Consider the following 25,881-nt stretch of genomic DNA (forward strand, 5'->3'; position numbering starts at 1 on the left):
GGAGGAGACGGGATACCACCTGTTCGCCCAGGTGGGGCACTACATAGCCGCGATGACCGCGGCGCAGCGCGGCGACCTCGACGCGTGCCGCCGCCACTGCGAGGCCGTCTGGGGGTGGTCAGGGCCCAGGGGGCTGCGGCGGCTGGAGAACTGCGCCCACCAGGCGGCGGCACGGGCGGCCCTGGGCGCCGCCGACTTCGAGACAGCCTTCCATCACGCCACGGCGATCTGCGCCCCGGGGGTTCTGCCGCCGTTCAACCCCGAGGCCGTGTGGTCCGCGCCGGACCTCGTCGAGGCCGCCGTGCGCACCGGGCGGCACGCGCAGGCGCGACGGCACGCGGACGCGCTGCGCGACGCCGGTGTCGGCCACCTCTCGTCGCGGCTCGCGCTGAACTCGGCCGTGGTCACGGCGATGACCTCGGCCGCCGAGGACACGGTCAGGTGCTTCGAGGAGGCACTCGCACTGCCGGGCGTCGAGCAGTGGCCCTTCGAGGCCTGCCGGGCTCGTCTGGCGTACGGCGAAGCGCTGCGCCGGCAAGGACACAACCGTGACGCCCGGGTGCAACTGGCCGCCGCACGCGACGGCTTCGGGGAACTGGGCGCCCGTTCGTGGGAGGCTCGGGCCGCGGCGGAGCTCCGCGCCACCGGCATGACACGGGCCGGCCGGGGCAAGGCCGGTGAGGCCCTCACCCCGCAGGAGCTGGAGGTCGCCAGGCTGGCGGCGACGGGGCTGTCCAACCCGCAGATCGCGTCGCGTCTGTTCCTTTCGCCGCGGACCGTGTCGTCGCATCTCTACCGTGTGTTCCCGAAGTTGGGGATCACGTCGCGGGCCGAGCTCCGCGACGCCCTGCAGGCACTGCCTCCCGAGCCTTCCGCCACCCAGCCGTAAGAACTGCCAGCCGAGGCTCCGGCACTGAGGTGAGCGAACCACCGACCTGGTCCACCGGCACTTCCCCGGCACTGACATGAGCAAGCCACCCGCCGAGTCCCAACCCTCCCCCGGCACTGAGGTGAGCGAGCCGCCGGCCGGATGTCAGTCAGCTGACGGAGGCTGCCGGCACGGGAGCCGGGCCATTCTCGTGGAGACACCGAAACCGCCCGCCACCACGGGCGCAACCCACGAGGAGCAGACCATGCCGTTCGTCACCGCCGGCGACGGAACCGACATCTTCTACAAGGGCTGGGGCTCGGGCCCGCCGGTGATGTTCCACCACGGCTGGCCGCTGAGCTCGGACGACTTCGACGCCCAACTGCTGTTCCTCGTCCAGCACGGCTACCGAGTCATCGCCCACGACCGCCGAGGGCACGGGCGCTCCGCCCAGACCGGCCACGGGCACGACATGGATCACTACGCGTCGGACGCCGCCGCCGTGGTGGCGCACCTCGGCCTGCGCGACGTCGTCCACGTCGGCCACTCCACCGGTGGTGGAGAGGTCGCCCGGTACGTGGCCCGGCACGGTGCCGGGCGGGTCGCCAAGGTTGTCCTCATCGCAGCGGTCCCGCCGCTCATGGTGCAGACCGCGTCGAATCCGGGAGGGCTGCCGGTCGAGGTCTTCGACGGCTTCCGCGAGGCCGTGGCCACCAACCGCTCCCAGTTCTACCTCGACCTCGCCTCCGGGCCGTTCTACGGGTTCAACCGCCCGGGCGCGGACATCTCCCAGGGCGTCATCCAGAACTGGTGGCGCCAGGCGATGGCCGGCAGCGCCCAGGCTCACCACGAGGGCATCAAAGCGTTCTCCGAGACCGACTTCACCGACGACCTTTGGGCCATCGACGTCCCCACGCTCCTCCTGCACGGCGACGACGACCAGATCGTCCCGATCGCCGACTCCGCCGAGATCGCGGTCACGTTGGTCGAGAACGCGCGCCTGGAGGTCTACCCGGGGCTGTCCCACGGCATGTGCACCGTGAACGCCGACACCGTCAACACCGACCTCCTCGACTTCCTCGAGAGCTGACTCGGACCTACCCGCCCGGCCCTCGAGCACAGAGAACAGAACAGGGAATCACCATGACCGCAACACCCACCGGCTACGTGACCGTCGTCCGGGACGCGAAGGCGAAGCCGGGCAGGGAGGACGATCTGAAGGCGTTCATCACCGCCGCCGTCACCCCCTCACGCAACGACCCCGGCAACATCGACTACGAAGCCCACGAAGTCGACGGCCGGCCCGGCGAGTTCGTCATCTACGAACGCTGGGAGAGCCGCACCCACCTCGCCGCCCACCTCGCCGCGCCCCGCATGCGGGAACTCGCCCCGCAGATGCTCGAACTCATCGACGGAACCATCGAGGACGGCATCCGACTGCTGCGCCCCTTCCGCCCCACCCACCAGGGTCCGACGGCCGCCTATGACAGGAGTCCGCGATGGTGCGGTTCATGAAGCAGCACGTCCCCGGTCACCGAGGCCGGTCCCGGTGACCGAGGCAGGTCCCGGGGGGCCGAGGCCGGTCCCGGGGGGCCGAGGGGCCGAAGGCGCCCGGGAAGCCGCCGGTCCACCATGCGCGGCCGCCGGAGGTGACGGCGAAGGCCTCGACGCCGGGGAGGGAGTCGATCCAGTCACGGGCGCTCGCACCCATGGCGAAGGCAGCGGTCGCCCAGGCGTCGACATCGGTGAGATGACGGCCCACCAGGGTGATCGACAGCAGGTCCGATCCCGCCGGACGGCCGGTGCGCGGGTCGAGGATGTGCGGGCCGCGTTCGGCCGTGCCGGAGGTCGCCACGGCCAGATCCCGGCCGGACACGACGGTACTGAGCCGGCCGGGCAGCAAGGGGTGGGCGATGCCGACGCGCCAGGGCACGCCTGGGGCGCACTCGCCGCGCAGCTGGATGTCGCCGCCGCCGTTGACACAGGTGCTGCGGACTCCGGCCCGCGCCAGGATCTCGGACGCCCGCTCGATGGCCCAGCCCTTGACCAGGCCGGTCGGGTCGAGACGGCCACCGGGGGTGGTGCTGAACCAGCCGTCCGTGAGGCGTTGCGCGTTCTCGCACAGCCGGAGCACCTCGGTGACGTCCCGGTCGCAGTCGTCGACGGTGACCTCGCCGCGGCCCAGCCGGCTGATCTGGCTGCCGGGGCGGTAGGTGGAGAACACCTCGTCCACCCGGTGCAGCCACGCCACGGCCCGGTCCAGGGCGTGCCGTACGGCCGGCGTGGAAGCGTCGCGCAGGTCGAAGGAGAAGACCGTGCCCATGGCGTGCTCCACGTGGCGCAGTCCCGGGGTGCGTCCGGTGCGCGGGCTGTCAGGCACCGGCCTGGTCCAGGGCGCTCTGGAGGGACTGCATGTAGCCCTCGCCGGTGTAGGAGGCGCCGGAGACGGCCTGGATGCCGGCGCTCCGCGCGCCCAGGGCTTCCCTGGTCAACGTGGGCACGGCGTAACCGGCGATGGCCCGGCTGCGGGCGTCCTCGTCCGGGGTCCGCACGGCCCGGACCTCGGCCAGCTTGCCGTGGGAGAGGGTGACAGCGACCTGCACCGGTCCGTAGGGGGTCTGCTCGACGGCGCCGGTGAAGGTTCCGCCGGCTCCCGGCCCCGCCGGCGCCGGAGCCGGGAGCCGGCGAGGACGTCGCCGTACCCGGTCCGGTACCGGCCAGTGCGGGCGGTGTGGTGTGGTGCGGTTTGAGGGACAGCAGCAGGACCAGGCCCGCAACGCTGGACGCGGCCATGAGGGCGGCGCGGCGCACTGCCATGGGGCTGCTCCTTTCAGGGGTGTGGGCGGGTCGCAGAGCGCTCAGAGAGCGAAGGACTCGTGGTGGATGCGGCGGCGTGCCACTTTGGCCCGTCGCAGAGCGGCGATGGCCGCGGATGTCATCCCCGGGGGGCCGCACAGGTAGACGTCGCGCTCGGCGATGTCCGGTACGAGGGCGGTCAGTGCGTCGGCGGTGAGGGGCGGGGTGCGTCCGGCGGGTTCGTCCACCACGTAGTGCACGGTCGCTCCGCGACGGGCGGCTATGACGTCGATCTCGCGCCGTAGCACCAGGTCCCGCGGGCGGCGCGCCCGGTAGACCAGGGTGACGTCGCCGGGCAGCGTCTCGAACAGGGCGATCAGCGGGGTGATGCCCACACCGCCGGCCAGCAGCAGCGCCTTGGAGGACGTTCGTTGTGCCGCGGTCAGGGCGCCATAGGGCCCTTCTGCCCATACCCGGGTACCGGGACGCAGACGTGCCACGGCCTCGCTGTGGCGTCCGGCCGCTTTCACGGTGATGCGCAGCACGCCCCGGCCGGCCGGTGCGGACAGTGAGTACGGGTTCGCCGTCCACCACATGCCGGGGGCGAGGAAGCGCCAGCGGAAGAACTGGCCGGGCCGCGCGTCCAGTTCGTCGATGTGCGGGCCGGCCATGAGGACGGACACCACTCCGGGCGCTTCGGGCCGTACGCCGGTCACGGTCAGCCGGTGACGCAGTCCCTGCCGGAGGGGGGTGAGGAACCGGTACCAGGTCAGCAGCGCGGCCACACCGATGTACAGGGTGTACCAGGCGAGCTGGGCGGGGCGGTGGGCGACGAAGTCGGCGCCGTTGGACAGTTGGTGGGAGAAAGCCAGGAAAATGGCGAGATATGTGGCGAAGTGCAGGTAGTGCCAGGTCTCGTAACTGAACCGGCGGCGTGCGGCGCGGGCCGAGACGACGCCGGTGGCGAGCAGGAGCAGCAGACCGGCCGTCGCCGGGAGCATGTCGGGATAGCCGAGGACGAGCGCGGTGGCCTGCCCGACGACGCCGGAGCGGGCGCTCGCCGCGTAGCCGAGGGTGATCAGCACGGCGTGGGCGAGCGTCAGGGAGATGGTGTATCGGCCGCCCAGGGCGTGCCAGCGAGCCAGGCGGTCCGAGCCGACGGCCCGCTCCAGGACGGGCAGGCGGGACATCAGGGCGAGCAGCACCGCGCAGGCGTATCCGGCGGCCGACGGTGGTGAACCGTCCGGGCCCTGGGCGCCCGCCCGCCCGGTCCCTGCACGGTGAACCGCGTCCGCGCCCCCGACGCGGTCCGGAGTCCCTCGCCGTCATGCGGCGGCGCCGGGGCTCAGTCGTCCCAGGCCCCAGGCACCGTGATCACCGGGCATTCGGCCCGGTGCAGCAGGCCGTGGGGCACCGAACCCAATCGCATACCCGTGTACCCGCCGCGCCCGTGCCTGCCGACGACGACAGCCGCGGCGTCGACCGACGCGAGGGCCAGTACCTCCACGGGGTGGCCGCGCACCACGTCCTGGGACACCCGAACGTCCGGTTGCCGCTCCGCCAGTCCCGCGAGGGTCTCGGCCAGCAGCCGGCGCCGTTCCGTGAGCCCGGCCTCCTCGTCGGTGAACGGCACGACCGGCCGACGCCACACCCACAGCACGTGCAGAACGGCGCCGCGCAACGCGGCCTCCTCCATGGCGTACGCGGCGGCGGCCCGGGAGGCCACGCTGCCGTCGACGCCCACGACGAGTCGCGGGGGCCGCACATCCGTGGCCTCCGGCTCCCGCACCACGACGACCGGGCAGTTTGCGCGGGCGCTGACCGGAACGGCCATCGAGCCGGACCTGAAGATCTCCTCCGCCCGGCTCAACCGGCGCGAGCCGAGCACGATCATCCGGGCCCGCGCCGCCTGACCGCACAGCACCGCCGACGGCACGCCGTCGAGCAGTCCCGTGGTCACCGGCACGTCCGCGCTCAGTGCCCGCACCGTTGCCGCCGCCTCGTCGAGCGCGTTCTCGCCCCGGGCCCGGAACATCGTGCGCCGGTAGGGTGCGTCGACGTGCTGCCCGCCCTGCACCGGGGGCACCCCCATGACCAGCCGCAGCGACAGGCCCCGGCGCCCCGCTTCGTCGACGGCCCAGGCGAGCGCCGGTACGGACTGCTCACGGGGGTCGATCCCGACGACGATCTCATCGCGTACGGCGGTGTCCGTCATGGATCCTCGTTCCTCCTGCCGGGCGGCCGTGGGAGCGGAACGTTCCTGTCGCGTGGGGGGCGCGAGCGGTGCAGCGCCGGGCGGACTCGTCCCCGCCGGGTACCGCACTGCCCTTTCATTCTGTCGTCGGGAGCGCGAGTCCGCCTGAAGCCGTGCCCCGCGCGAGCCGGCAGCGCCGCGCCCCGGCTGGCGGTGGCCCGTCACTCGCCCGACGACGGGACGGCGGGACCGCCGCTGGTCGATCCGCCGTCCAGTACGAACTCGCTGCCCGTCGAGTAGGTGGCGTCGGCCACGATGAACAGGACCATGCGAGCGACTTCCTCCGGTTCCCCGAACCGGGCGATCGGCTGATCGGAGACGAAGGAGTCGTCGATGCCGGCGGTCATCGCGGTGCGCACCGCCCCAGGGTGCACGGAGCAGACCCGGATCCCGTCGGCTCCGAGTTCCAGCGCCGCCGTCTTGGTCAGTCCTCGCAGACCCCACTTGCCGGCGACGTACGATCCCACGCCGGCATAGCCCATCAGTCCCGCGGACGAGGACATGTTCACGATGACGCCGCCACCGGCCCGGCGCAGCGCCGGGGTCACGGCACGGATGCCGAGCCACGGGCCTTGCAGGTTCACGTCGATCACGCGCCGGAACGACTGCACGCTCTGTTCCTCGATGGTGGCGAATTCGACGATCCCGGCGTTGTTGACGAGCACCGACAGCGGCCCCAGGTCGCGTTCCGCCTGCGACACGGCCGCTGTCCAGCCGTCCCCCTCGGAGACGTCCAGGTGGGCGTAGCGGGCCCGGTCTCCGAGTTCCGTGGCCAGTGCCGCGCCTTCGGCGTCCAGGACGTCGGCGATCAGCACGGCGGCGCCCTCCGCGGTGAACAGACGGGCGACGGCAGCACCGATCCCCCGCGCGCCACCGGTGACGATGGCCACCTGTCCGGTCATCCGTTCCATCTTGGCCTCCCTCGTCCGTGCGTCGACCCGCCTTTCTCGGCAGGCATCGCTGACGTCATTGCCTGCCTCGAACGCCTGGTGTGATCAACCCGTTTCCGTTCTTGAGGCGGTCCGCGGCGAGCCGGGCGCGCACGTTGTGGAACTGCCGGGTCTGCATGACGAAGTGCGCCGGCTCCCAGAGCCCGAGGTCGAAGGGGCGGGTGAGCCGTCGGGGGTGTCTGGCGCCGCGCGTACGGACCACCAGGCGCGTTCCGCCGTCGGGCGTCGGCCGCAGGTGGAAGCCCCAGATCCCGTCGACGCGCGCCGGCGGCAAAGGATCCCACTGCGGATCGAAGGAACGGCCGGACGGAATCTTCAGGTCCGAGCCCAGCACCAACGTCCTGTGCGGCTCCATTCTGACGACGGTGAACCAGGCCCGGCCGCCCCGGACTGTGCTCAGACGCTGCCCCTCCTCGACGCTCTGCCATTCGGGGACGACGCGGTCGGCGCTGGGGTGCCCGTAGTGGTCCAGCCAGTCCCAGCTGTACCAGCCTCCGCGGTCGTATCCCATCTGCACCAGCCAGGCCCACACCGCCTCGGGAGGTGCCGGGAGGGTCGTGGCCATCGTCGACGTGCCGTCGGGCTCGGGGACGAGCTCGTCGCCGGGGTACTCACGGGCGACCTCCTCGCGGGTCGCGCCCCAGGTCAGCATGCGCGGACGAATCCAGCGCGCGTAGCACCCGAGGGCGGCTGACGTCACGGCGAGCGGAAGCAGGCGGCTTCCGGTCGGCTCTCGGTACATGCGCTGCCTGTACATCGCTTCCTCCCTCGGCGCCGGGCCCGGCGCCGTGGAGCCTCGCACTGTCCGCGCAGTAGCGGCTCCCGGCTACCGGCCCGGGTCCGGGACACCCCCGGCCGGAGCGGGGACTCCCGCCCTGACGGGTCGGGGCCGCCGAGGGCACGTTGCGCCGGACGGTGCGCAACCTGCTCCGGCTCCTCCATTGCATCGCCGCGGGCCGGTGAACAGTAGGGCCGAGTGGGTCCTGCCGCTGGACCGTCGGACCCGGGGGCGGTGAGACCGTGCTCTCCTCGCCGTAGTCACCGATCGGCGATCACCGTCCCGCCCCGGCTCAGGGCGCCAGCACAACCCTGCCGAACACCTTTCCCGCGTCCATCTCACGGTGGGCCAGCACCGCCTGGTCCAGTGGCAGCACCGCATGCACGACCGTTCGCAGGTCCCCGTGCGCGGCATCGGCGAAGTGGGACGACCGCACGGCCTGCCGGTCGGGGCCGGGCACGGTATCGGAGCTGAAAGTCGCGAACGACCACGACCTGCGGAAGGCGTCCATCAGCCGCATGCCGAAGTCCGCCGGTGGCTGTCCACCGACCACGCCGACAGCCACGTACCGCCCGTTGGAGGTCAACCTGTCCAGGAAGACGGGAAGCTGGGGACCGCCCACGACATCGATCACCACGTCGAAGCCCGCCGGTGCATCCGAGGCACCCTCTCCGGAGCGGTCGAGGACATGAGTCGCGCCCAGGTCCCGCAGGCGGGCGCCACGCTGCGCCGACGACGTCGTGACCGCCACCGCCTGCGCACCACCCCTGGCCGCGAGCTGGACCGCCGTGATCCCGATGCTGCCTGCCGCACCACGCACGAGCACCGTCTCACCGGCCGTGAAACGGGCGCGTTCCAGGGCGAAGTGGGCGACCACGCCGGAGCCGCCGAGGGTCACCGCCTCAGCGCCGGCCAGGCCGTCGGGCAGCGGAAGGACGTCCTCGATCGAGGCGACGGCCTGCTCGGCGTAGCCACCGGACAGGCCGGTGAACGCCCACACCCGCCGCCCGATCCACGAGGCGTTCACGCCCTCCCCCACCGCGGTGACCTTTCCCGCGACTTCACTGCCGAGGATGTGGCCCGCCCTGAAGCCGTAGGCGGCAAGGGCTCCCCGGCGGATCACGGCGTCCACGCCGCCCACCCCGATCGCCTCGGTGGCGATCCGTACCTGCCCCGGGGTGGGAACGGGCACGGGCACATCGACGGTCTCCAGGCCCTCGGGGTCTCCGAACGTCCTGATCACGACGGCTTTCATCTCGGCTCCTCGGCTCGGTGGGGGGCGGATCGCACCTGCTGCGGCCGCGGGCGCCGTAACCGGGACCCACGACCGGGGCACCACCGTCGGCGTGTCGGGACGCGGTGGCGGCACCGCCATCGGACCGTAACGGACGCCTCCGTCCGTTTGGCTAAAGTGAGAAGGGATGACCAGCCATTTCTCTCAGACCGTGCGCTCCGACGCCCGTGACAACCGGGCCCGCATCCTGGACGCGGCCCGCGCGGTGTTCGGCGAGGAGGGACTGAGCGCACCCATGCGCGAGGTCGCCCGGCAGGCAGGCGTCGGCCCCGCCACGCTGTACCGGCACTTCCCGACCAAACAGGCACTGATCACGGAGACCTTCGCCGAGCAGCGGCGAGCCTGCCACGCCGCCGTCCGCGACGCCCTGGCGGCTCCGGACCCGTGGCACGGATTCCGCAGCCTGATCGAGCGGATCTGTGAGCTCCACGCGCACAGCCGGGGATTCGCCGACGCCTTCATGACGGCCTTCCCCGAAGCCATGGACTTCGCCGCCGACCGAGAACAGACTCTGCGCGCGGTCGGGTACCGAGGCGCGGCCCGCACTGAGGTCTGCCATCGCCGCGGCCAGGGCGTCGATCAGCGCGTCCATGTCGAGCAGCGACTCGACCTGTGAGCGGCCCAGAACAAGCATGCGCCTCAGCCTCCTGACACCGGTCGTCCAACCGGCGACCGCACAGCCCAAGGGTCGATCCCGGCCTTCCGTCGCCCGCTGCGACACGCAGCCCCTTTCGAGCACGATCATCCGAACGCGCCCGAACCCGTCAGCCCGTACGCCGACATGGGACGCTGCTCCCAGGCGCCCAGGGCCCTGCCCGCCCGGTGGAGGATGACCTCACCGGCCGGGGAGTGAAGCGTGACGATGCCGGAGGGCAGCTCCAAGGGACACCGACGGTGCAGGTCCGGGCACCTGCCCCGCCATAGCGCAGCCAAGCACCGGTGACCGGCTCGTCGCAGGCCAACGCGCCCTCCCACAGGCCCAGTAAGCGGCGTCGGGAGGTGTAGCGGTCCACGACGTTCAGGGTCGTTTCCCGGCCCTCGGCCATGTCCCGTGCCCGGTCCGATGATCAACCGGATCGTAGGGCCGGGGCGGGAGGGGACGTGCTCAGGGTGTGGGCGCGCCCCTCAACCGCCCGTCGCCATCGTCGAGTACAGCTGCACACCAGCCACAACCCCCAGCGGCAGACCGTCCCCGGACCCCGGCCAGGGCCTGCCCGGTCCGCCAGGGGCACGTGCTGGGACCGCGCCGAGGCCCTGCGCGCCGACCTCGAAAGGGCAGTCGTCGCCTACGAGGCCCTGCGCACCCGCGTGATCACCACGAGCAGGCACGTCCGGCAGCACAAGCGCGCCGACTTCCCCCTGCGCGGGGCGACACCCGGCACACGTCCTCGACACCCTCGACGCCTTCGATGCCTGGACCGAAGCCCGCGGTCCCCTCAAGCTCGCCCGGTCGCTCGGGGAGCGGTCGTGACCTCGAAGTCCCACGGCCGGGACCCTGTACCGTCGTGCCAGGCACTCAGTTCGTCGCCGTTCACGCACAGGATTCCGCACCGTTCGGCGTATTCGAGGGCTGGGGCGGTGAAGTCGCTCGTCGTGACGACCACGGCAATGTCGGCCTCGTGGACGGTGAAGCAAGTACCCCCGAACCGCTGGAGATCCTGGGAGCCCACCTTGCTGGTCTCGCAGTAGCGCTTGCACTGGACGATCAGACGCCGCCCGTCCGGCGTGACCGCCGTGACGTCGGCGCCCAAGTCCGCAGCCCCTCCGACCACTTCGACATCCGCGCAACCATCACGCAGGCACAGGCCGGCCACGGTCTGCTCGAAGGCGTCGGGGTCGAGTTCGAAGCAGTCCACCGGCAGGTCGACAACGGCGGTGGCCTCCTCCCCCGCCGCCCGGCCGGGCGCCGGCGACACCTCCGGGCGCAGAGGGTCGGCGCCGTACCCGAAGGCCGGTTCCGTCGCACCTGCCGGGCACTCGACGGCCGGTAGCGCCACGGCCGCTGCCGCGCCCCTGACGCCTTCGGCCGCCGCCGTGCCGCGCACGCCCTCCTCCGCCGCCGCAGGGCGCATGTCGCGGAGGTTGTCGGACGCGGTCTCGGCCGCGGCCTCCAGCGCCTCGGCCGCGCGACGCGCGCATCTCGCGGCGGACAGCCTGCGCCACCGGGACCGCGAGGCGAGCACCGACGCGACCATCAGCACGGCAAGCAGTCCGGCCCCCTCCGGACGGCGTTCCACCATGCCCCACGCAATGCGGCCCACCCATGCCACGAGACACAGGACGAGCGCCAGCAGGACGAAGAACACCGTGGTGGTACGCAGGTCGAACCGCCGGTCACCGTGCAGGCGCCGGCCGCGTGGTACGGGTACGGTCATGCCGGACTTCCCCTCCCGAGAACAAAGATCGTCATCTCCTCGTTCCCAAGATCACCGACTTCACCGGTGGAGACAGCGAGCCGAGTTGGGCACCGCCGGCCAACGGGCGCCGACCCCCAGAATACGGCCGCCCAGGTTCCCGCATCGCGGTCCGAGTGCGCGGCGGCGGCGCAGGCGCGGACGGCGTCGCGGGCCTGGGCCAGGTGCGCGGCGCGCGCCTCGTCGAGGACCGGGGCGGTGCCCAGGAGTGCACCGTCGGCTCGCCGGTCGCGCGCGTAGTCGGTGAGGTCGGGCTCGAGGCCTGGCGGAGTTGGTGCAGAAAGTGAGGGCGTGGGCCGCTCGCGGGGCGGGTTCACCACCAGGCTCCATCTGAGTACGGACGGCCGCGGCCGCCCGCGGTCTTTGATAGTCGCACCGGGACAGTGGGCGGACTGAACGCAGTTCGAGTCGGTTCAAACGTACGGCATAAAGTCGACAACAAAGATCTCCCGACCCTCACCCATTGCCGCCCTTTTGAATTCTTCACATACTTCTTCATGCTCGATACAACTGGAATCTATGAAACTATCGAGCCTTTGAACCGTGACACCATAATTGGGGTGGTGATTTGGCCGATCTCCAGCCAAGACGAGTGGATCTGAATACCCTCTCGAAGTAGCCCACCCTGCCGATCGGAGGGCTCCCTCAATGGTATCAACGGGGTCCCTATTGGGATGGGTGGCGACGAGGACAAACGACTGCTCCCAGTCATTCCCAGGGCTCGCGCCTTTCCCTTCCGCCAGAATTCTCACGCCTTCCGATTGGATAGACTGCGCAACACTTTCTGGCACGCCGGGCAACTCGTTCCACTCACGGAAAAGAATCCATCCGGACACAAGCACGACTGCCGTTGCAGACACTCCGGCAAGACGAAGCTTGCTCACTCGCTGCGGCATCACCCCCACCGCCTAACAGGATCGACACAGAACCCACCAGCGTGCCCGTACCGAGCAGTCGGCAGGGATCTTATGTCAAACAATTCACTCATGGATTGCCTCTTCTGGACTGAATACATCATGTTCACCCCATACCGCGTGCACCTTCTGGCCAGGATTCCGCTCTGGCCGCTGAGCACGGAGTCTGAGGCGGACAGCAAGGCATCGGCCTCCGCCTCGGGTTCGCCTGCTGCGCCTGGTGCGGGCGGCGGGTCGACCGAGGAGGGATCGTGTCTACCCGGGCTGCCCAGTGTTGATGAGGTTAGCCAGGCGTTGGACAAGCTGGTGGTGGCAGAGCAGGGATCGATGGTCGGCTACAGCCGGACAGGTTCCCGCACTGGTCCCACGGCGGCAAGTGCGACCCCCGGGAGGCGGTCCTCCAGCGAGGCGCCAGCGACGTGCAGCGCGACGACCGGTGTCGGGCGACCTCGGGCCACTGGGGCAGCGTCTACGAGGGCAAGACAATCACCGACGCATCGGACTTGAGCCTCGACCACATGGTGCCGCTGGCCAACGCCTGGCGCTCCGGCGCGAAGGGCTGGGAACCAAGCGCACGGGATTCGCCAAAGACCACCCACCCACAACTGCTGGCCGTGTCCGCGGCCACCAGGCTTCCGTCCGCAGCCAGGTCGGAATAGAAATCAGAGTTCACCTGCACAATCTGCCGTCGCAACGCCGCACCAGGAACGGCGATCAAGTGTGGTTCGAAGCATCGCCCGCTGTGAGCATGACTTTGCGTGACTGCCGATGGCGTCCGCGGTTGTCACGGCGACCGCCCGGATTTCTCGATGAGTTGGCCCAGCGATGAGAAGACGGGGGCACACCTCGGCGGAAGCCCCCGCCGCACTCTGCGGCTACCGTGCTCCGTCGCGAAGCGCGCTGACATGCCCAGTCGTTGCCGTCAGCACTGCGTCAATGAGTCGGCTTCTGTGTTAGGTCGGCACGGGCGAAACCGGCCGAATTCGAACCGGCGTCCTCGTGGTTTTGCAGACCGCGCGCGACGACCTCTGCGCCATGGCTTCGCCCGGCGGAGGTCCTCGTCCATCGCACTCACTGGAGACCCGGGTTCGCTACTGCCAGTTTTGACTGGTCGGTGAGGCCTCAATGACCGAGGCGCGTCGTCAGGGCGCCCCACGATGCGAATTGCGGGCGGGGAAGTCGTTGAGGTCTGTCGAGCACGTCGCCGGCCTCCTGCGGCTGGGAGCGCTCGGTTGCAGCAGGGCAGTGCTGCACAGCCCCGGCATTGACTACCGCTCCGCTGGCCAGCGGAGCGGGCGCGCCAATACGAGGGGCGCAGCGCCCGATTCCGGTACCTGGCGTCCCGGACCCCACCCCCTCAGTTCTGAGCACACCCCCAGCGCCGAGGTGTCCGGCTACGGCCTGCGCGCCTCAAAGGCCTTCAGCTGGCTCCTGGCCGCCATGGCCCTGACGGTTCTGTGCCTCATGGGGTTCGGACTGCCCATCCAGGACCCGGACCCCGCCACCACCGGCACACTGCACGGCAGCACAATCAACCTCAACACGAGCACCCCGACCCGGCCCTACGCTGGCGGCTGGGCACGGCGCATGACCTGGGCGCGCCGACAAGGCAACCCGCGTCGCCGTCAACTCGGTTGTCTTCCGTTCCTCAGAGCAGAACTTCACCACCCCCGGTGACTACATCGAGATGACCTCCCGCCTTCTGGAGCCCACGCTGCCTGCTCTCGGTCACCTCGTTGTTCATGGCCGCATCAAACGCTGACCCTAGCGACGCCCGCTAGCAGACTTCGTGACATCAGCTACCGACTGCGGTGCCGGTTTTCCGCTGCCGTGCGGACGAACGCTGGATGGTCGTCCGAGCCGGGGCCGGCGGCTGCGGCGGGATCGGGGATGCTCCAGCGGACAGCCGAGGCTGGCAAGTCCGGGCAGACTGCCCCTTATCCCGCATGACCCACTCGAAAGGACCAAGGGTGACGACTCTCCCCACTCCCACGCAGGAACACGATCCCAGCGCACTGCGGCACCGGCTCGTCGATCAGCTCCTCGCGGCCGGCCACGTCCGCACGGCCACTGTCGAGGCCGCCCTGCGCAACGTTCCCCGCCATGCTTTCGCACCAGAAGTAGCCGTGCAGACCGCGTACGCCGATGACATCATCCCCACCCGTGACGCACCCGACGGCCGGATCAGCAGCTCCGTCAGCGCACCGTGGCTGCAGGCCGTAATGCTCGAAGCAGCCCGCATCCAGCGGAACGACCGTGTCCTGGAGATCGGCTCCGGCGGTTACAACGCCGCCTTGATCGCCGAACTGGTCGGCCCGACCGGACAGGTCACCACCGTCGACATCGACCCAGAAGTCACCGACCGCGCCGCCCGCTTCCTCGCCGCCGCCGGATACGACCGTGTCCATGTACTCACCGCGGACGCCGAACATCTGCCCGCCGATGTCGTCCCCGAAGGCGGCTTCGACGCGGTGATCGTCACGGTCGACACCTGGGATCTGCCGTGGATCACCACGGTCGCGGAGGGTGGACGCCTCGTCGCCCCGCTGCGTCTCCACCAGTACGTTTGGTCTATCGGGTTCACGAAGCGCGACGGTGCGCTCATCAGTGAGGAGCCGCTCACCGTGTGCGGCTTCGTCCCCATGCAGGGCGCCGGCGCATGGGAGCCGAATCTCCGCACCGTCCCAGGCTGCGGCATCCGCCTTGCCTTTGAGGACGCAACGCCCATGTCCGTCGACCAATTGTCACCCGCCTTCGACAGGGCGCCCTCAACGGTCCGCACGCACGTCACCGTCCGAGGTGAGGAACCCTTCGACTCTCTCACCCTGTATCTGGCCGGCGCTCTCCCCGGCTTCTGCCGCCTGTCCGTCGACCCGGACCACCACACCGGCCTCATCAGTCCCCCACCCCCGCACTGGCCCGGCGCGGCCATGGTCCGTGGGACGTCTCTCGCCCGTCTGGCGCACGAACGGATCGGAGACGACGACGGAGGTCTCTACGAGTTCGTCATTCACGGCTACGGACCAAGCGGTCACGTCGCAGCCACAGAAATGGCCGAGCGAGTCCAGCACTGGCAGCGCAACCACCGCGCCGGACTCTACCCGCGCATCACAGTCCAACCCAAGGACGCCACCGAACCGACCGGCGCCTCTTCCGACGGCCTGCACGTGTTCCATAAGAACCACACGCGGATCAAGATCGACTGGACCGTCGTTCCTGAGGAAGCAGCGTCTGCAGCCCTTGCCGACGCCCAGGATCATCCAGCTCGCTCGCGAAGCGGTCGAGTGGCGACCGCGCCGTCCACCGCCGACTACTGGGAGCCGCTCTGGGCCGGCGGACGCCGGTGCCGCCAGGTCACCACCACTGAGGCAGCGCTGCTGGCCGACCATGTCGGACCGGGCCACGGACGCCCGGCACTCGACATCGGCACCGGCGAGGGTTCACTCGCCCGCCACCTTCACCAGCTCGGTTACCGCACCATCGGCATCGACTTCGCGCCCAGCGCCATCGCCGCGGCCCGCAACACCCAGCAGGGCGACGGGCCGGCCTGGCACCTGATGGATATCGTCTCCGACGACCTCACCGCGCTGCCGGATGCCGCGTACGCGGTCGTCACCTGCCGCCTGGTCTACCGGTGGATCGACGACAAGGGGGCCTTCCTCGACCGCGTCCGACAAGTCCTGGCGCCCGACGGAACCTTCTGGGTCGTCACCGAACTCTCCGGCCGCCGTAAGAAGGACGATCCGTACAGGCGCCTCGGGATCACACCCGCCGAAGCCGAAATCCTCACCGCGGGCTGGTCGGTCGTTCGCACCACCGATCTCGACGTGCTGCGCTGCTATGCACTCCAACCGTGAATTGAGCACGAGGGTGGACGCTTTGGACACCGAACATCAGACCCGCCACGCCTGGAACATCTATGGAAAGCACCACCTGGAGCGGTCCACCCCCTACCGCAAGCGGACCGGATCAGCTGGTGCCCCGCGGCGAACGGGACCGGGGGCGCCTTGTCCCGGCCCGCCCCCGAAGGCACACGCCAGTGAGATCCTCGCGGACGCCGGCTAGCACTCCGCGTGGAACGACGCCTGGGACGGCACCGATGGCGAGCAGCAGGACGTCGTGTACGACCCGCTCCGTGAGGACAGCGCCCTGCTCGTTGGCTAGGAGACGGCCGAGCGAGGCGGCGACACCGGCGCAGGTCAGCATATCGACATGGCCTGGTACTTCCTCGACGAGAAGTGCTGAGCCACCCTGGGTACCTCACGGAGACCGAGCCCCCACCGCGCGATCCCCTGTCGCGAAGAGGCTGCTCCACTGTGCGGGGCGTCGTCGTCGGCGAACTTGACGCGGTTGGCTGTTGTGCGCGGTGGGCGGCTGGAACGGGGCGGCGGCGTGCGAATCCGGCTTTGGATCAGCCTGGTCGTTCGGAGGCATAGCGGGCGAGGGTGGTCTCTACCGCTTGCTCGACGACGTAGCGGACGTCGGAGGCTGTGGGGTTCCAGTCGGTCAACAGCATGCGGGGCCACAGGACGTAGTTGGAGATCATCCCGAGGAACTGGTTGGCGGCGGTCTCGGCGTCCGGAACGTCGGCGTTGCCGGCCTCGTGCTCCGACTCCAGGTATTGCTGGACAGAGCTGAAGTAGGGCAGCTTGCCGAGCTGGAACTGCATGCGTCCCAGTTCGGGGAAGCGAGGCAGCTCGGCGATGACGATGCGGAAGAGGGCTGTCATCCGAGGCCGGCCGATCAGGTCGGCGTAACGGTGGCCGATGGAGGTCAGACCAGAACGCAGATCTCCGGCCTCAGCCCGCGCGACGGCACCGGTGGCGTCCCGCTGCCATGACTCGGTGACGATGGCTTCGAAGAGGGCTGCCTTGGTGGGGAACTGCTTGAACAAGGTGGACTTCGAGACTGCCGCCCCCTCGGCGATACGCGCGAGGGACGTGCCGTCGTAACCGTGGTTCAGGAAGAGGTCCGTGGCCGCGGAGATGATCGCCTCCCGCTTTTGCTGGGCTAGGCGACGGTGGTGTGCGGAGAGCTCTGCTGCCATGCATGCAGTATGCCCCAGATCCGAGGCGAGTCACTTGACTCGCCTCTTCGGGCTGCCTACGCTGCAATGAAAAGGCGAGTCAATCGACTCGCATCTCGTGGCGGTGCCCGATGTCTCTCCGGTGCCGTGTGATGAGGGAGTAGCGGATGACAGCCGACAGGATCGCTTTGGTGACCGGTGCGAACCGTGGTCTGGGCCGGAGTACGGCTCTCGCGCTGGCGGCGCGCGGGGCGCGGGTCGTGGTCACCCATCGCGGTGATACGGCAGGGGCCGACGCCATGGCGCAGCATGTGCAGGCCGCGGGCGGGACCGCCGCTGTCCTGCGTCTCGACATCAGCGACGTCTCCTCTTTCGGAGCCTTCACTTCCGAGCTGAGTGGAGTGCTTGAGCGGTGGGGGGCTTCGCGGCTCGATATCGTGATCAACAATGCGGGGGTGGGTGTCTTCGGCGCGCTGGAAACTGTCACGACCGACGACTTCGACTCGGTGTTCGACACGAACGTGCGGGGCCCGTTCTTCCTCATCCAGTCGCTTGTGCCGATGCTGGCGAAGGATGCCCGCGTCATCAACGTCTCGTCGTCGCTGACGCGCCACACCAGCGCCGCGACCTCGGTCTACTCCGCCTCGAAGGCCGCCGTCGAGGCTCTGAGCCGCACCCTGGCCGCTGAACTCGGCCCCCGGGGTATCCGGGTCAACTCCATTGCCCCGGGGCCGACCGCCACCGACTTCAACGGCGGTGCCATGCGGGATGACGCCGCCATGCGCCAAGGTCTGGCCGGGCAGACCGCGCTTGGCCGTGTCGGTGAACCCGAGGAGATCGGCGACGCCATCGCCACACTGGCGTCCGACGGCCTGCGCTGGATGACCGCCCAGCGCATCGAGGTCTCCGGCGGCGCCCTCCTCTGACCGACCAAGCCGCTCAGGCACTACAAGCTCGTGGACTCCACCCCCACCGGCGAGCTGATCCTGGCCCATCGCGCACAACACGCACAACACGCACAACACGCGCACTCACAGGGTGGCTGGGGCAACGCAGGCGAGAGTGTCCGTTTTGCGGAAGTGCACTCGGTCGCGCTGCCCTGTCGGAGCCGGTGCAGCATCCAACGTCCTCGCCCGCGCCGCTTGACTTACATGTCTGGCAGGACTCGATCCATCGTGACCCGGACGAGGGCAGGAGCAACAACCCTCGCCGTACAGCATGCGCTCGAGCGTGGACGGCTGCGCCTCAACGCGGTCGCACGGGCCTCCCTGCTACGCCCTTCCGCCGAAGTGCCTCCTGCTTACACCGTGATCGCAATGTCAGCGGCTGATGCCAGGATCCCGGCGAGACGAGGAGATCAATGTGGGCACCGGGGACACTGGCCCCCGAAGGAGAAGAAGCGGTGGCCGCCGCACTCATTGCGGCCCAATGTCCTGGAGGTGACCCCCCGATGATCTTCGGGCGCTCGTGGACGAGACCCTCGCCCGCGTCATCAGCGACTGGGCCGGGTCCGCCTCGAACTGGGTCGACCCGGCGGACGCGAAGCCGTGGCGCGCCAACCTCGCCCGCCTCCGTACAGTCCTTGCCCCGCCTCAACCGTCCAGCCCGCGGTTCGATGTCCAGCCATGACAGAACGTCACTCGGCACACGCCTCACCTGACGCCCGCAGCCGCGGCTGTCAGCCGCGCGGGCTACGACGGGAGCGTAGCGCCAGCACCAAGCACGCCACGGTCGCCGCGACGGCGAGTGAGGCGGGCAGCCGTGCCCATGCGGTCTGCGCCACGGGCGCCTGGGCGACGAGCAGGACCACCGCGGTCGCTGCGGCGGCTGTCAGTGCGGGTGCCGCCCGGGGGTAGCCGGCCGGGGCCGTGACGCCGGCCGTCCATGGGTCGGTGGCCAGCAGGTAGGCGAGCAGCAGGGCGGCGACGCAAGCCACCAGCCAGAAGGGCGGGCCGGTGATGGCGGTGACCGCGATCGCCGCTGCCGGTAGCACGGTCGTCCTGCGGCGGGCCGCCAGGACCCGCCAGTGAGTGGACGTCCGTACGGGACGGGTGTCGACCATCGGTGCGGCCCACCACGCGGCCAGCGCCGCCCCCACGACCAGCGTCTTGACCAGCGGCGACGCGTGCAGCGCGGCCGGTGGGTCGCAGGCGGCGACGGCGAGGGCCGTCCCGAGGAGGCGGTCCGTGACGCGGGACGTGAGACGGGTGAGGAGGCGGGCGAGCGGGCTGTCCGGCGAGGCCGTGTCCGCACGGGCGGTCCGGACGTGTTCGGCGGTCACCGGGATCCCCCGTGGATGCGGGTCCGCAGCAGCGGCGCGAGAGTCAGGTCGAGGCTTTCACCGGGCCGGCGTGCGACGACCGCGATGCCGCGCTCCACCAGGGCGAAGCGCATCGCGTCCCGGTCGGCCCGCCACAGTCGTAGGGCCAGTTCGCCTTCGGTGTCGCCGGGTTCCACGACTGGCTCGCCCGCGGGGATCTCGACGACGACCATCGGGTTGGCCCGCCCGCGTACCTGGTGCAGGACGTCGAAGATCCGCTGGTCCGTCAGTGGCGTCATGACGTACACCAGCGCTCCTTCCGGCAGCGCGGGCGGCGGGAGCAGCCCGAGCCCCTCCGCGCGGTGGGTGCGGTCCTTGCGGACCTCCAGCACGCTCTCGACGATGCGGTAGAAGTACCCGGGGCCGGTGCCCGGTTGCAGCCAGCGGGTCGTGCCGCCGACCGACACGACGCCGACCCGGTCATGGGTGCGCAGGTAGGCGCGGACCAGCCCGGCGGCGGCCCGGAAGGTCTCGTCGAGCGAGGACGCGCCGGTGACCGGGGCGACGACGTCGGCGAGGACGTCGAGCAGCACCACGGTGTCGGCCGCGCGCTCCGCGGCGAACTGGTGCACCTGCAGGGACCCGCGCCGGGTGGTGGCGGGCCAGTGGATCCGCCGCTGCCGTTCGCCGCGTACATACGGGTGCACGCCGGTGACCTCGACGCCCTCGCCGCGCTGCACGGCGGTGTGCTCGCCGAGGCGTTGCGGCAGGCGGACCGGGATCGGGGTGAGGCCGGCGTGTCCGGGCAGGGGGAACACGGAGATCTCACCGAGGTCCGCCCGCACGGTGCGCCGCGCCAGGCCGCCTTCGTCGTAGACGTCGACGTCGACCGTGCCGAGCGTCCAGCGGCCCCAGCGCCGCGCGGTCAGGACGAGATCGACATGGTGCGCGCCGACCGCGAGATGGTCGAGATGGACCCCGTGGCCGAGGGTGATGCCGGGGTCCAGGCGGCCTGCCTCACCGTCGTGGGAGACGGCGATCCGCACCTTCACCCGTTCGCCCTCGAAGAGCCGCCGCGGCTCCACCTCGGTCTCGGCCGTCACCGCGTGCGGGCGCGGCCCGGCCGGCAGGGCGAGGGCGAGGGCGAGCAGCACCAGGGGCGGCGTGGCGAGAGCGAGGACCCAGGGGTTCCCGGTGACGAGGGCGGCGATCAGCGCGACGACGGCCAACGTGCCCAACCGCAGGGCGCGTTCACTCGCGCGCAGGCCGGGCGGAGGGGCCGGCGGTGGCTGGGCGGTCACGTCGTGACGGCCGACCAGGGCCCGGCGCACGGCGGCGGCCGCCCTGTGGTCCGGGACGCGTTCCGTCATGACGCGACCGGCGTGCGCGGCACGGTCTGCGGGGCGGGCACGGACCGCACGATCTCCCGCATCACGTCGTCGCCGTCGATCTGCCGGACCCACAGCTCCGGCTTGAGGGTGACGCGGTGCGCGAGGGCGGGCACGGCCACCGACTTGACGTCCTCCGGGGTCACGTAGTCCCGCAGGTCCATGACGGCACGGGCGCGGGCGAGCTGCACCAGGGCGAGGCCGCCGCGCGGGGAGGCGCCGACCTGGACGTGCGGGTGGTCGCGGGTGGCGCGGACCAGCGCGACGACGTACTCCAGCAGGTCGTCGTCGACCTCCACGGCTTCGACGGCGGCCCGCATGGCCAGCACCTCGCCCGGCCCGCTGAGCGTGCGCAGTACGGCCTCGGGTGCCGCCCGGTCGACCCGCGCGCGCAGCATGCCCTTCTCCTCGGCGGCCTCCAGATAGCCCATCCGTACCCGCAGCAGGAACCGGTCGAGCTGGGCCTCGGGCAGGGAGTACGTGCCCTCGTACTCGATGGGGTTGGCGGTGGCGACGACCACGAAGGGCTCCGGCAGGGGCCGGGTGCTGCCGTCGACGGACACCTGGGACTCGGCCATCGCCTCCAGCAGGGCGGCCTGGGTCTTGGGCGGGGTGCGGTTGATCTCGTCGGCGAGCAGCAGGTGGGTGAAGACCGGTCCGGGGCAAAAGACCATCTCGCCGGTCCGCTGGTCGTAGAACGGTGCTCCGGTGACGTCGGAGGGCAGCAGGTCGGGGGTGAACTGGATGCGGCGGAAGTCCAGGCCGAGCGTGGTGGCGAAGGAGCGGGCCAGCAGTGTCTTCCCGAGTCCCGGCAGGTCCTCGATGAGGACGTGGCCGCCGGCGAGGACGCCGAGCATCACCAGCTCCAGGGGTTCCTTCTTGCCGACCACGGCCGTGCCGATCTCGGCGAGCACGGCCGCGGCCCGCTCCCCCGCCTGCCGGGGCGTCAGGGTGGCGTGATCCGGGTCGATGAGGTGGGGGCTGGTCACGGTCGGTTCCTCACGGTACGGGGGTCGGGTTGGGGGGACTTGCGGCGGGGGCTGTGGGCGGGCCGGCCGTGGCCCCGCCGGTCACAGGGCTTCCAGGCGGTCGAGCAGGGAGCGCAGGACGGCCTCGGGGAGCGTGGGCCGCGGAGCGGGCGCGCCGGGATCGATCCACGGCCACAGTTCGACTCCGACCAGTGCGCGGGCGCGCTGCGGGTCCCGGTACATCGCCACGCCGTGCCGTTCTGCCAGCCGGGCGGCGAAGAGCCGCTGCAACTGCGGCCGCATGACCGTGTCGAGGTGCGTGTCGCCGTCGTCCGCGAGAGTGTGCGACACGATACGCCTCCAGCCGCCGAGGGCCGGTGCCCGGCCGTCCAACAGGCGTACCGGCCTGCGATGGCCGCTGTCCTGGGCGTCGCCTCCCGCGGCGTAGCGCACCAGGGCGAGCGCGGCAGCGGTGATGAGGGCGAGGCCGGTGGCGGCCGCGGCGGCGCCGTCGGCCAGGGCGAGCAGCACCTCGGTCGCGACCGCTACGGTGCCCAGGACGGCCAGCGAGTGGCGGAGCGAACCGGGCTCGGACAGCACGGAGTCGGCCAGGGCCCGGATCCGGGCGGGCGCCTTCACGAGGTACCCGCCACGGCCTCGGACTCCGAGGCCCGGGCGCGCAGGCCGTCGGCGATCTCGGCGAGCGCGGCGGCGGCGCGGTCGCGGTGGCCGGTGTCCATCGGGTGCGTGGAGTAACGGGCCTCGCGGAACAGCGCGGTGAGCCTGGCGGCCGCCGCCTCTGTGGGCAGGCCCCGGGCGACGGCACGCTCCAGCAGGTCCTGCGGGCTGTCCGCGGCACGCCGGGTCACGCCGGAGTCGGCGAGCGACTCCTCCATGGCTGCGTAGCAGGCGATGACGGCTGCGCGGGCGTCGGTTCCGTCCAGCAGGGCACGGCGTCCGGAGTCCACGGCCTGGACCAGGCGTTCGCGCTCGTCGTCGAGCGTGGCGTACGTCGCCGTGGCCCCGGGCGCCAACGGCCGGGTCAGGTGCCGCCACAGACGCAGCCCGGCGATCACGACGACCAGGACCAGCAGGGCGATGCCGAGACCCAGCAGGACGCGTGTCAGCCCCAGGTCCAGGCCGCCGCCGGGGTTTCCGGCATCCCGTGGGGGTGGCAGGGTGCGCGCGGGGTCCTGCGGGGGGCTTGGGAACGGTGACGCGTTGAGACCGTCGTCCACGCCGGGCCCGTGGCCGTCGCCTGACGAAGCGAACCGGTGCAGGAGCAGGATGAGCAGCGGGACGACCAGCGTCGCTCCCAGCAGGCCGCGGCTCATGGCGTCGGTCACCCGCTCGCGCACCGGGTCGAGTTCGCCGGCGGCCTCGACCCGCTGCCGGTACTCCTCGCGCAGCCACAAGCCACCGAAGAAGGCGAGCAGGGCGAGGCCGAACACGACGACGGGGTTGCCGCCGAGCGGCCCGCTGCCCTCGGCCAGCAGGCTCGCGCCGGGGCGCAACAGCAGTGCCGCCAGGGACAGTCCGGCCACCACCAGCACCGCCAGCGCGGCCTGTACGACGCCGATCGCGCGGTGCCGTCGTCGCCCGCCCGCCGTGTGCCGCAGCCTCACGCCGCCCCCTCCCTCGTGATCGGCCAGGTCATGCGGGCTGTCCCCGGTCACCTGTGGCCGGTCCCCGACTTGACGCAATCCTGACATGGCGAGGTGCGCTGCTCATTGCCGAGTGCCTGCCGGAACTGCTCCACCGCTACCTCGGTGTCGGTGATGACGGCGGCCACCTCGGTCCGGTCCCGCAGGTCGCGCGGGGGCGAGCGCCCGGCGCACCCGCACACCCGCGCACCCGCACACCCGCACACCCGCACACCCGCACACCGTCAGCCGATCCTTCCCGGGCCTCCGCCCTGGGGCGAGCGTGCGGCCTCCTCCAGCGTCTCCCGGGCTGCCGTTTCGTTCTCCGGCTCGTTCGTGCTGTCCGTGCCGGCACGCTGGTAGGGGATCACGACGTCGTGGCGTCGGTCCGGGTCAGGTTCGGCCCGTTCCGCCGTCGATCTGTCGGCCAGAGCGTTGACGGCGGCGTTGAACCGCTCGATGGACGTGGGATGGTCCGGGCCGAGGACGTACTCCTTGAGGGTACGGCGGTGCGGTTCCATCGGGTCGTGGCCTGGTGCGCGGACCGACCTGAGGATCTCCGGAAGCCGGGTGCAGGCGCGGTCGAGCAGGTAGGCGCCGCCCGCGGTGGTGTATGCGGCCCGGAAGTCATCGTCGGGCAGATCCTGGGCGTTGGTCAGGGCATACGGCTTCAGGCTGGCCACAAAGTCGGCTACGACGGAGGAGACGTCGCTGATGAGCAGGTCCGCCTGGTTGAAGCACTCGTAGAGCGTGGGCAGTTGCCCGGTGATCACCTGGTGGCGGACCACCCCCTGGCTCTCCCAGTAGAGCTCGTGCCAGGCGGCATGCAGTGCGTTCCATTCGCCTGCGCCATCGTCGTCCGGCAGGCGTGCGTCTCGGGTCTGCTGGGCGTGGTCGCCATGGTGACTGCCTGTCAGCCCGTCCAGGCGGGTCCGTAGCTCCTTCAGGCGCGGGGCGGCGGCTTCGGCCTGGGAGGTCTCGTGGCGTTCGTTGTCGGCGTCGAGCAGTTCGCGGATGGTCCGGTCTGCGGCGGCCGCCTCGGCCGAGCGCTTGCCGGTGAGAGGATGCGGTTTGTAGAGAACCCGCACGTTCTCCGCGAGGAGCTGCTCGACCAGGCGTACGCCCATCGGGATCAGAGAGGTGTGGCAGTCGTCGTCGCTCCACCCCTCCCAGGTGGGGGCGTACAGGACGGTCGGCAGCGGACTCGCCGGGGTGTGCTCGGAGGCCGGGCGGATCGGCGCCAGCTGGGGGCGGCCCACCTCGACGATGGCCTGGTTGCTGATGGCGTGCCGTACTCGCTGGTATCGGTCGCGGCCCGCGCGGCCGGCCACCCAGATCTCGTCGTAGACCTTGCTGACCCGGTTGCTGCTGGCGAGCTTGTCGCTGTCGCCGTGCCCGATGAAGACGTGCTTGGCCTCGGCGACCCGCAGCATGTGCACGTTCTTGCCGGCGTTGCCGGGATAGAGGACGACCCGGACGTCGGGCAGTTCCAGCTTGGCCAGGTCGTCGGCCTTGGGGACACAGATCACGGGGAGCCGGGTGCGGCTCAGGTATCGGAACGAGGCGTGCTCACGCAGGATGATCAGCGCGCGCCGGTCGAGCTGTTCCAGGGTCTCGATCCACATGTTGACCTGGTACATGAAGTCCCGCGACACCGAGGCGAAGCTGAAGTAAAGCGCCACCTCGGGCCGGTATCCGGCCAGTTGCCGGTTGACCTCGGAGATCACCTCGTCCGGTGCCGGCATCCGGCGTACCCGGCGCAGCTGCACCAGCATGGCCAGCACCGCGGCCAGGGACAGCCCCAGCGTGAGCGCGAAGCCGGTCTCGGCCGGGTGGCTGGTCCCTGCGGCCAGCGCGGCCAGCAGTCCTATGTGGGCCGGCACATCGAGGTGCAGCAGCTTCCGCAAAAACCGGCGGTACAGCGGAGCGGGCGGGCTCTGCGGGATACCCGCCGCGCTCATGTCGAGATTGCGGACGGCCATGGGCAGCTCGCGCCGGCGACGCACAGCGTGGTGCACGGCGGTGTACAGCGTGACGAGTGCGAAGTGCAGGCTGAAGGCGGCCAGCCCCGCGACCAGGAGGGTGGTCGGTACGTCCATGCGCTGGGCCAGGACGAGCAGCAGGGCCGTCCGCACGGCGAAGCGCAGGGTGCGGTCGAACTGCAGCGCCGCCAGCCGGCGCACGAAGGCGGGCGCCCGCACGTGCAGCGCCTCGTCGGCGACGTATGTCACGGCCGAGGCCGCGGCGAAGCCCCACAGGGACGGCATCAGGGCGAACACCGGCAGGGTCGCGAAAGCGGTGCCGAACAGAAGCACGAGGAGCAAGTCG

General features: G+C 71.0%; 21 protein-coding genes, 1 tRNA gene and 3 pseudogenes. 7 read left to right on the forward strand and 18 right to left on the reverse strand.

What is annotated here, in order from left to right; translation table 11 throughout:
• From F8R89_RS01330 to F8R89_RS01340, 3 genes are all read left to right on the forward strand, one after another.
• A partial coding sequence (locus tag F8R89_RS01330) for a helix-turn-helix transcriptional regulator (RefSeq protein ID WP_192806017.1) occupies positions 1–889 on the forward strand: 889 nt, incomplete at its 5' end.
• A gap of 244 nt (positions 890–1,133) precedes the next feature.
• A complete protein-coding gene (locus F8R89_RS01335; RefSeq protein WP_151782074.1) occupies positions 1,134–1,958 on the forward strand; it encodes an alpha/beta fold hydrolase in 825 nt (274 codons plus the stop codon).
• 53 nt (positions 1,959–2,011) lie between these two features.
• Positions 2,012–2,383, forward strand: coding sequence for a putative quinol monooxygenase (locus F8R89_RS01340; RefSeq protein ID WP_151782075.1), 372 nt, complete (start codon positions 2,012–2,014; stop codon positions 2,381–2,383).
• Positions 2,384–2,399: 16 nt separating this feature from the next.
• Here F8R89_RS01340 and F8R89_RS01345 read toward each other — a convergent pair whose 3' ends face one another.
• From F8R89_RS01345 to F8R89_RS01375, 7 genes and pseudogenes are all read right to left on the reverse strand, one after another.
• Positions 2,400–3,191 (reverse strand): FAD:protein FMN transferase, encoded by a 792-nt coding sequence (locus F8R89_RS01345; RefSeq protein WP_151782141.1) that lies wholly within the window; start codon positions 3,189–3,191, stop codon positions 2,400–2,402.
• A 49-nt stretch (positions 3,192–3,240) separates the two neighbouring features.
• Entirely contained in the window at positions 3,241–3,471 is a 231-nt protein-coding gene (locus F8R89_RS37195; protein ID WP_318841249.1) for an FMN-binding protein, read from the reverse strand.
• A 255-nt stretch (positions 3,472–3,726) separates the two neighbouring features.
• Positions 3,727–4,887: pseudogene (locus F8R89_RS01355) on the reverse strand (ferric reductase-like transmembrane domain-containing protein); the annotation flags it as partial.
• A gap of 122 nt (positions 4,888–5,009) precedes the next feature.
• Positions 5,010–5,879 (reverse strand): universal stress protein, encoded by an 870-nt coding sequence (locus tag F8R89_RS01360; protein WP_151782076.1) that lies wholly within the window; start codon positions 5,877–5,879, stop codon positions 5,010–5,012.
• 200 nt (positions 5,880–6,079) lie between these two features.
• Positions 6,080–6,829: an SDR family NAD(P)-dependent oxidoreductase gene (locus F8R89_RS01365; protein WP_151782077.1), complete on the reverse strand. Its 750-nt coding sequence runs from the start codon at positions 6,827–6,829 to the stop codon at positions 6,080–6,082.
• Between the two features lie 55 nt (positions 6,830–6,884).
• A complete protein-coding gene (locus F8R89_RS01370) occupies positions 6,885–7,625 on the reverse strand; it encodes a hypothetical protein (protein ID WP_151782078.1) in 741 nt (246 codons plus the stop codon).
• Between the two features lie 313 nt (positions 7,626–7,938).
• Positions 7,939–8,901: a zinc-binding dehydrogenase gene (locus tag F8R89_RS01375; RefSeq protein ID WP_151782079.1), complete on the reverse strand. Its 963-nt coding sequence runs from the start codon at positions 8,899–8,901 to the stop codon at positions 7,939–7,941.
• Positions 8,902–9,067: 166 nt separating this feature from the next.
• Between F8R89_RS01375 and F8R89_RS01380 the strand changes: the two are divergent.
• Positions 9,068–9,463, forward strand: a pseudogene (locus F8R89_RS01380) (TetR/AcrR family transcriptional regulator); the annotation flags it as partial.
• On the opposite strand, the pseudogene F8R89_RS36540 reads toward F8R89_RS01380, so the two are convergent.
• The 3 genes and pseudogenes from F8R89_RS36540 to F8R89_RS01390 form a co-directional block, all read right to left on the reverse strand.
• Positions 9,446–9,574: pseudogene (locus F8R89_RS36540) on the reverse strand (ornithine cyclodeaminase family protein); the annotation flags it as partial. The pseudogenes F8R89_RS01380 and F8R89_RS36540 sit on opposite strands and share 18 nt — an antisense overlap.
• Before the next feature lie 107 nt (positions 9,575–9,681).
• Complete coding sequence (locus F8R89_RS36080; RefSeq protein ID WP_192806018.1) at positions 9,682–9,822, reverse strand: hypothetical protein; 141 nt, start codon at positions 9,820–9,822, stop codon at positions 9,682–9,684.
• A 554-nt stretch (positions 9,823–10,376) separates the two neighbouring features.
• Complete coding sequence (locus F8R89_RS01390) at positions 10,377–11,246, reverse strand: restriction endonuclease (RefSeq protein WP_318841258.1); 870 nt, start codon at positions 11,244–11,246, stop codon at positions 10,377–10,379.
• Between the two features lie 1,441 nt (positions 11,247–12,687).
• Between F8R89_RS01390 and F8R89_RS01400 the strand changes: the two genes are divergently transcribed.
• Complete coding sequence (locus tag F8R89_RS01400; RefSeq protein WP_151782204.1) at positions 12,688–12,927, forward strand: hypothetical protein; 240 nt, start codon at positions 12,688–12,690, stop codon at positions 12,925–12,927.
• 305 nt (positions 12,928–13,232) lie between these two features.
• On the opposite strand, the gene F8R89_RS01405 is transcribed toward F8R89_RS01400, so the two are convergent.
• Positions 13,233–13,315 (reverse strand) — tRNA-Cys (locus F8R89_RS01405).
• A gap of 923 nt (positions 13,316–14,238) precedes the next feature.
• Here F8R89_RS01405 and fxlM point away from each other — a divergent pair.
• Positions 14,239–16,125: a methyltransferase, FxLD system gene (gene fxlM, locus F8R89_RS01415; protein ID WP_192806019.1), complete on the forward strand. Its 1,887-nt coding sequence runs from the start codon at positions 14,239–14,241 to the stop codon at positions 16,123–16,125.
• Positions 16,126–16,679: 554 nt separating this feature from the next.
• On the opposite strand, the gene F8R89_RS01420 is transcribed toward fxlM, so the two are convergent.
• A complete protein-coding gene (locus F8R89_RS01420; RefSeq protein WP_151782206.1) occupies positions 16,680–17,315 on the reverse strand; it encodes a TetR/AcrR family transcriptional regulator in 636 nt (211 codons plus the stop codon).
• 146 nt (positions 17,316–17,461) lie between these two features.
• Here F8R89_RS01420 and F8R89_RS01425 point away from each other — a divergent pair, with 146 nt between their 5' ends.
• Positions 17,462–18,220 carry an SDR family NAD(P)-dependent oxidoreductase gene (locus F8R89_RS01425; RefSeq protein ID WP_151782207.1) on the forward strand — a complete coding sequence of 253 codons (759 nt, stop codon included), beginning with the start codon at positions 17,462–17,464 and terminating at the stop codon, positions 18,218–18,220.
• Between the two features lie 752 nt (positions 18,221–18,972).
• Here F8R89_RS01425 and F8R89_RS01430 read toward each other — a convergent pair.
• The 6 genes from F8R89_RS01430 to F8R89_RS01455 all read right to left on the reverse strand — a co-directional run bounded on the left by F8R89_RS01430 (position 18,973) and on the right by F8R89_RS01455 (position 25,868).
• Positions 18,973–19,575, reverse strand: a complete 603-nt coding sequence (locus tag F8R89_RS01430) for a hypothetical protein (protein ID WP_151782208.1) — start codon at positions 19,573–19,575, stop codon at positions 18,973–18,975.
• Positions 19,572–20,924 carry a DUF58 domain-containing protein gene (locus F8R89_RS01435; RefSeq protein WP_151782209.1) on the reverse strand — a complete coding sequence of 451 codons (1,353 nt, stop codon included), beginning with the start codon at positions 20,922–20,924 and terminating at the stop codon, positions 19,572–19,574. Before F8R89_RS01435 ends, F8R89_RS01430 begins: the two co-directional genes overlap by 4 nt.
• Complete coding sequence (locus F8R89_RS01440) at positions 20,921–21,931, reverse strand: AAA family ATPase (protein ID WP_225994287.1); 1,011 nt, start codon at positions 21,929–21,931, stop codon at positions 20,921–20,923. The genes F8R89_RS01435 and F8R89_RS01440 overlap by 4 nt, the downstream gene beginning before the upstream one ends.
• Positions 21,932–22,012: 81 nt before the next feature.
• The gene (locus F8R89_RS01445; protein WP_151782210.1) at positions 22,013–22,549 is read right to left on the reverse strand and encodes a hypothetical protein; all 537 of its coding nucleotides are present in this window, start codon (positions 22,547–22,549) and stop codon (positions 22,013–22,015) included.
• Positions 22,546–23,535 (reverse strand): DUF4129 domain-containing protein, encoded by a 990-nt coding sequence (locus tag F8R89_RS01450; protein ID WP_225994288.1) that lies wholly within the window; start codon positions 23,533–23,535, stop codon positions 22,546–22,548. Before F8R89_RS01450 ends, F8R89_RS01445 begins: the two co-directional genes overlap by 4 nt.
• A 263-nt stretch (positions 23,536–23,798) precedes the next feature.
• A complete protein-coding gene (locus F8R89_RS01455; protein ID WP_225994606.1) occupies positions 23,799–25,868 on the reverse strand; it encodes a hypothetical protein in 2,070 nt (689 codons plus the stop codon).
• Positions 25,869–25,881 lie beyond the last annotated feature (13 nt).

This window comes from Streptomyces sp. SS1-1 (genome assembly GCF_008973465.1).
Classification (GTDB): Bacteria; Actinomycetota; Actinomycetes; order Streptomycetales; family Streptomycetaceae; genus Streptomyces.

Bases quoted from the DNA above. Each gene is read 5' to 3' on its own strand.
- F8R89_RS01335 (WP_151782074.1), top strand. From the start codon at position 1,134: ATGCCGTTCGTCACCGCCGGCGACGGAACCGACATCTTCTACAAGGGC.
- F8R89_RS01340 (WP_151782075.1), top strand. From the start codon at position 2,012: ATGACCGCAACACCCACCGGCTACGTGACCGTCGTCCGGGACGCGAAG.
- F8R89_RS01345 (WP_151782141.1), bottom strand. From the start codon at position 3,191: ATGGGCACGGTCTTCTCCTTCGACCTGCGCGACGCTTCCACGCCGGCC.
- F8R89_RS01360 (WP_151782076.1), bottom strand. From the start codon at position 5,879: ATGACGGACACCGCCGTACGCGATGAGATCGTCGTCGGGATCGACCCC.
- F8R89_RS01365 (WP_151782077.1), bottom strand. From the start codon at position 6,829: ATGGAACGGATGACCGGACAGGTGGCCATCGTCACCGGTGGCGCGCGG.
- F8R89_RS01370 (WP_151782078.1), bottom strand. From the start codon at position 7,625: ATGTACAGGCAGCGCATGTACCGAGAGCCGACCGGAAGCCGCCTGCTT.
- F8R89_RS01375 (WP_151782079.1), bottom strand. From the start codon at position 8,901: ATGAAAGCCGTCGTGATCAGGACGTTCGGAGACCCCGAGGGCCTGGAG.
- F8R89_RS01420 (WP_151782206.1), bottom strand. From the start codon at position 17,315: ATGGCAGCAGAGCTCTCCGCACACCACCGTCGCCTAGCCCAGCAAAAG.
- F8R89_RS01425 (WP_151782207.1), top strand. From the start codon at position 17,462: ATGACAGCCGACAGGATCGCTTTGGTGACCGGTGCGAACCGTGGTCTG.
- F8R89_RS01435 (WP_151782209.1), bottom strand. From the start codon at position 20,924: ATGACGGAACGCGTCCCGGACCACAGGGCGGCCGCCGCCGTGCGCCGG.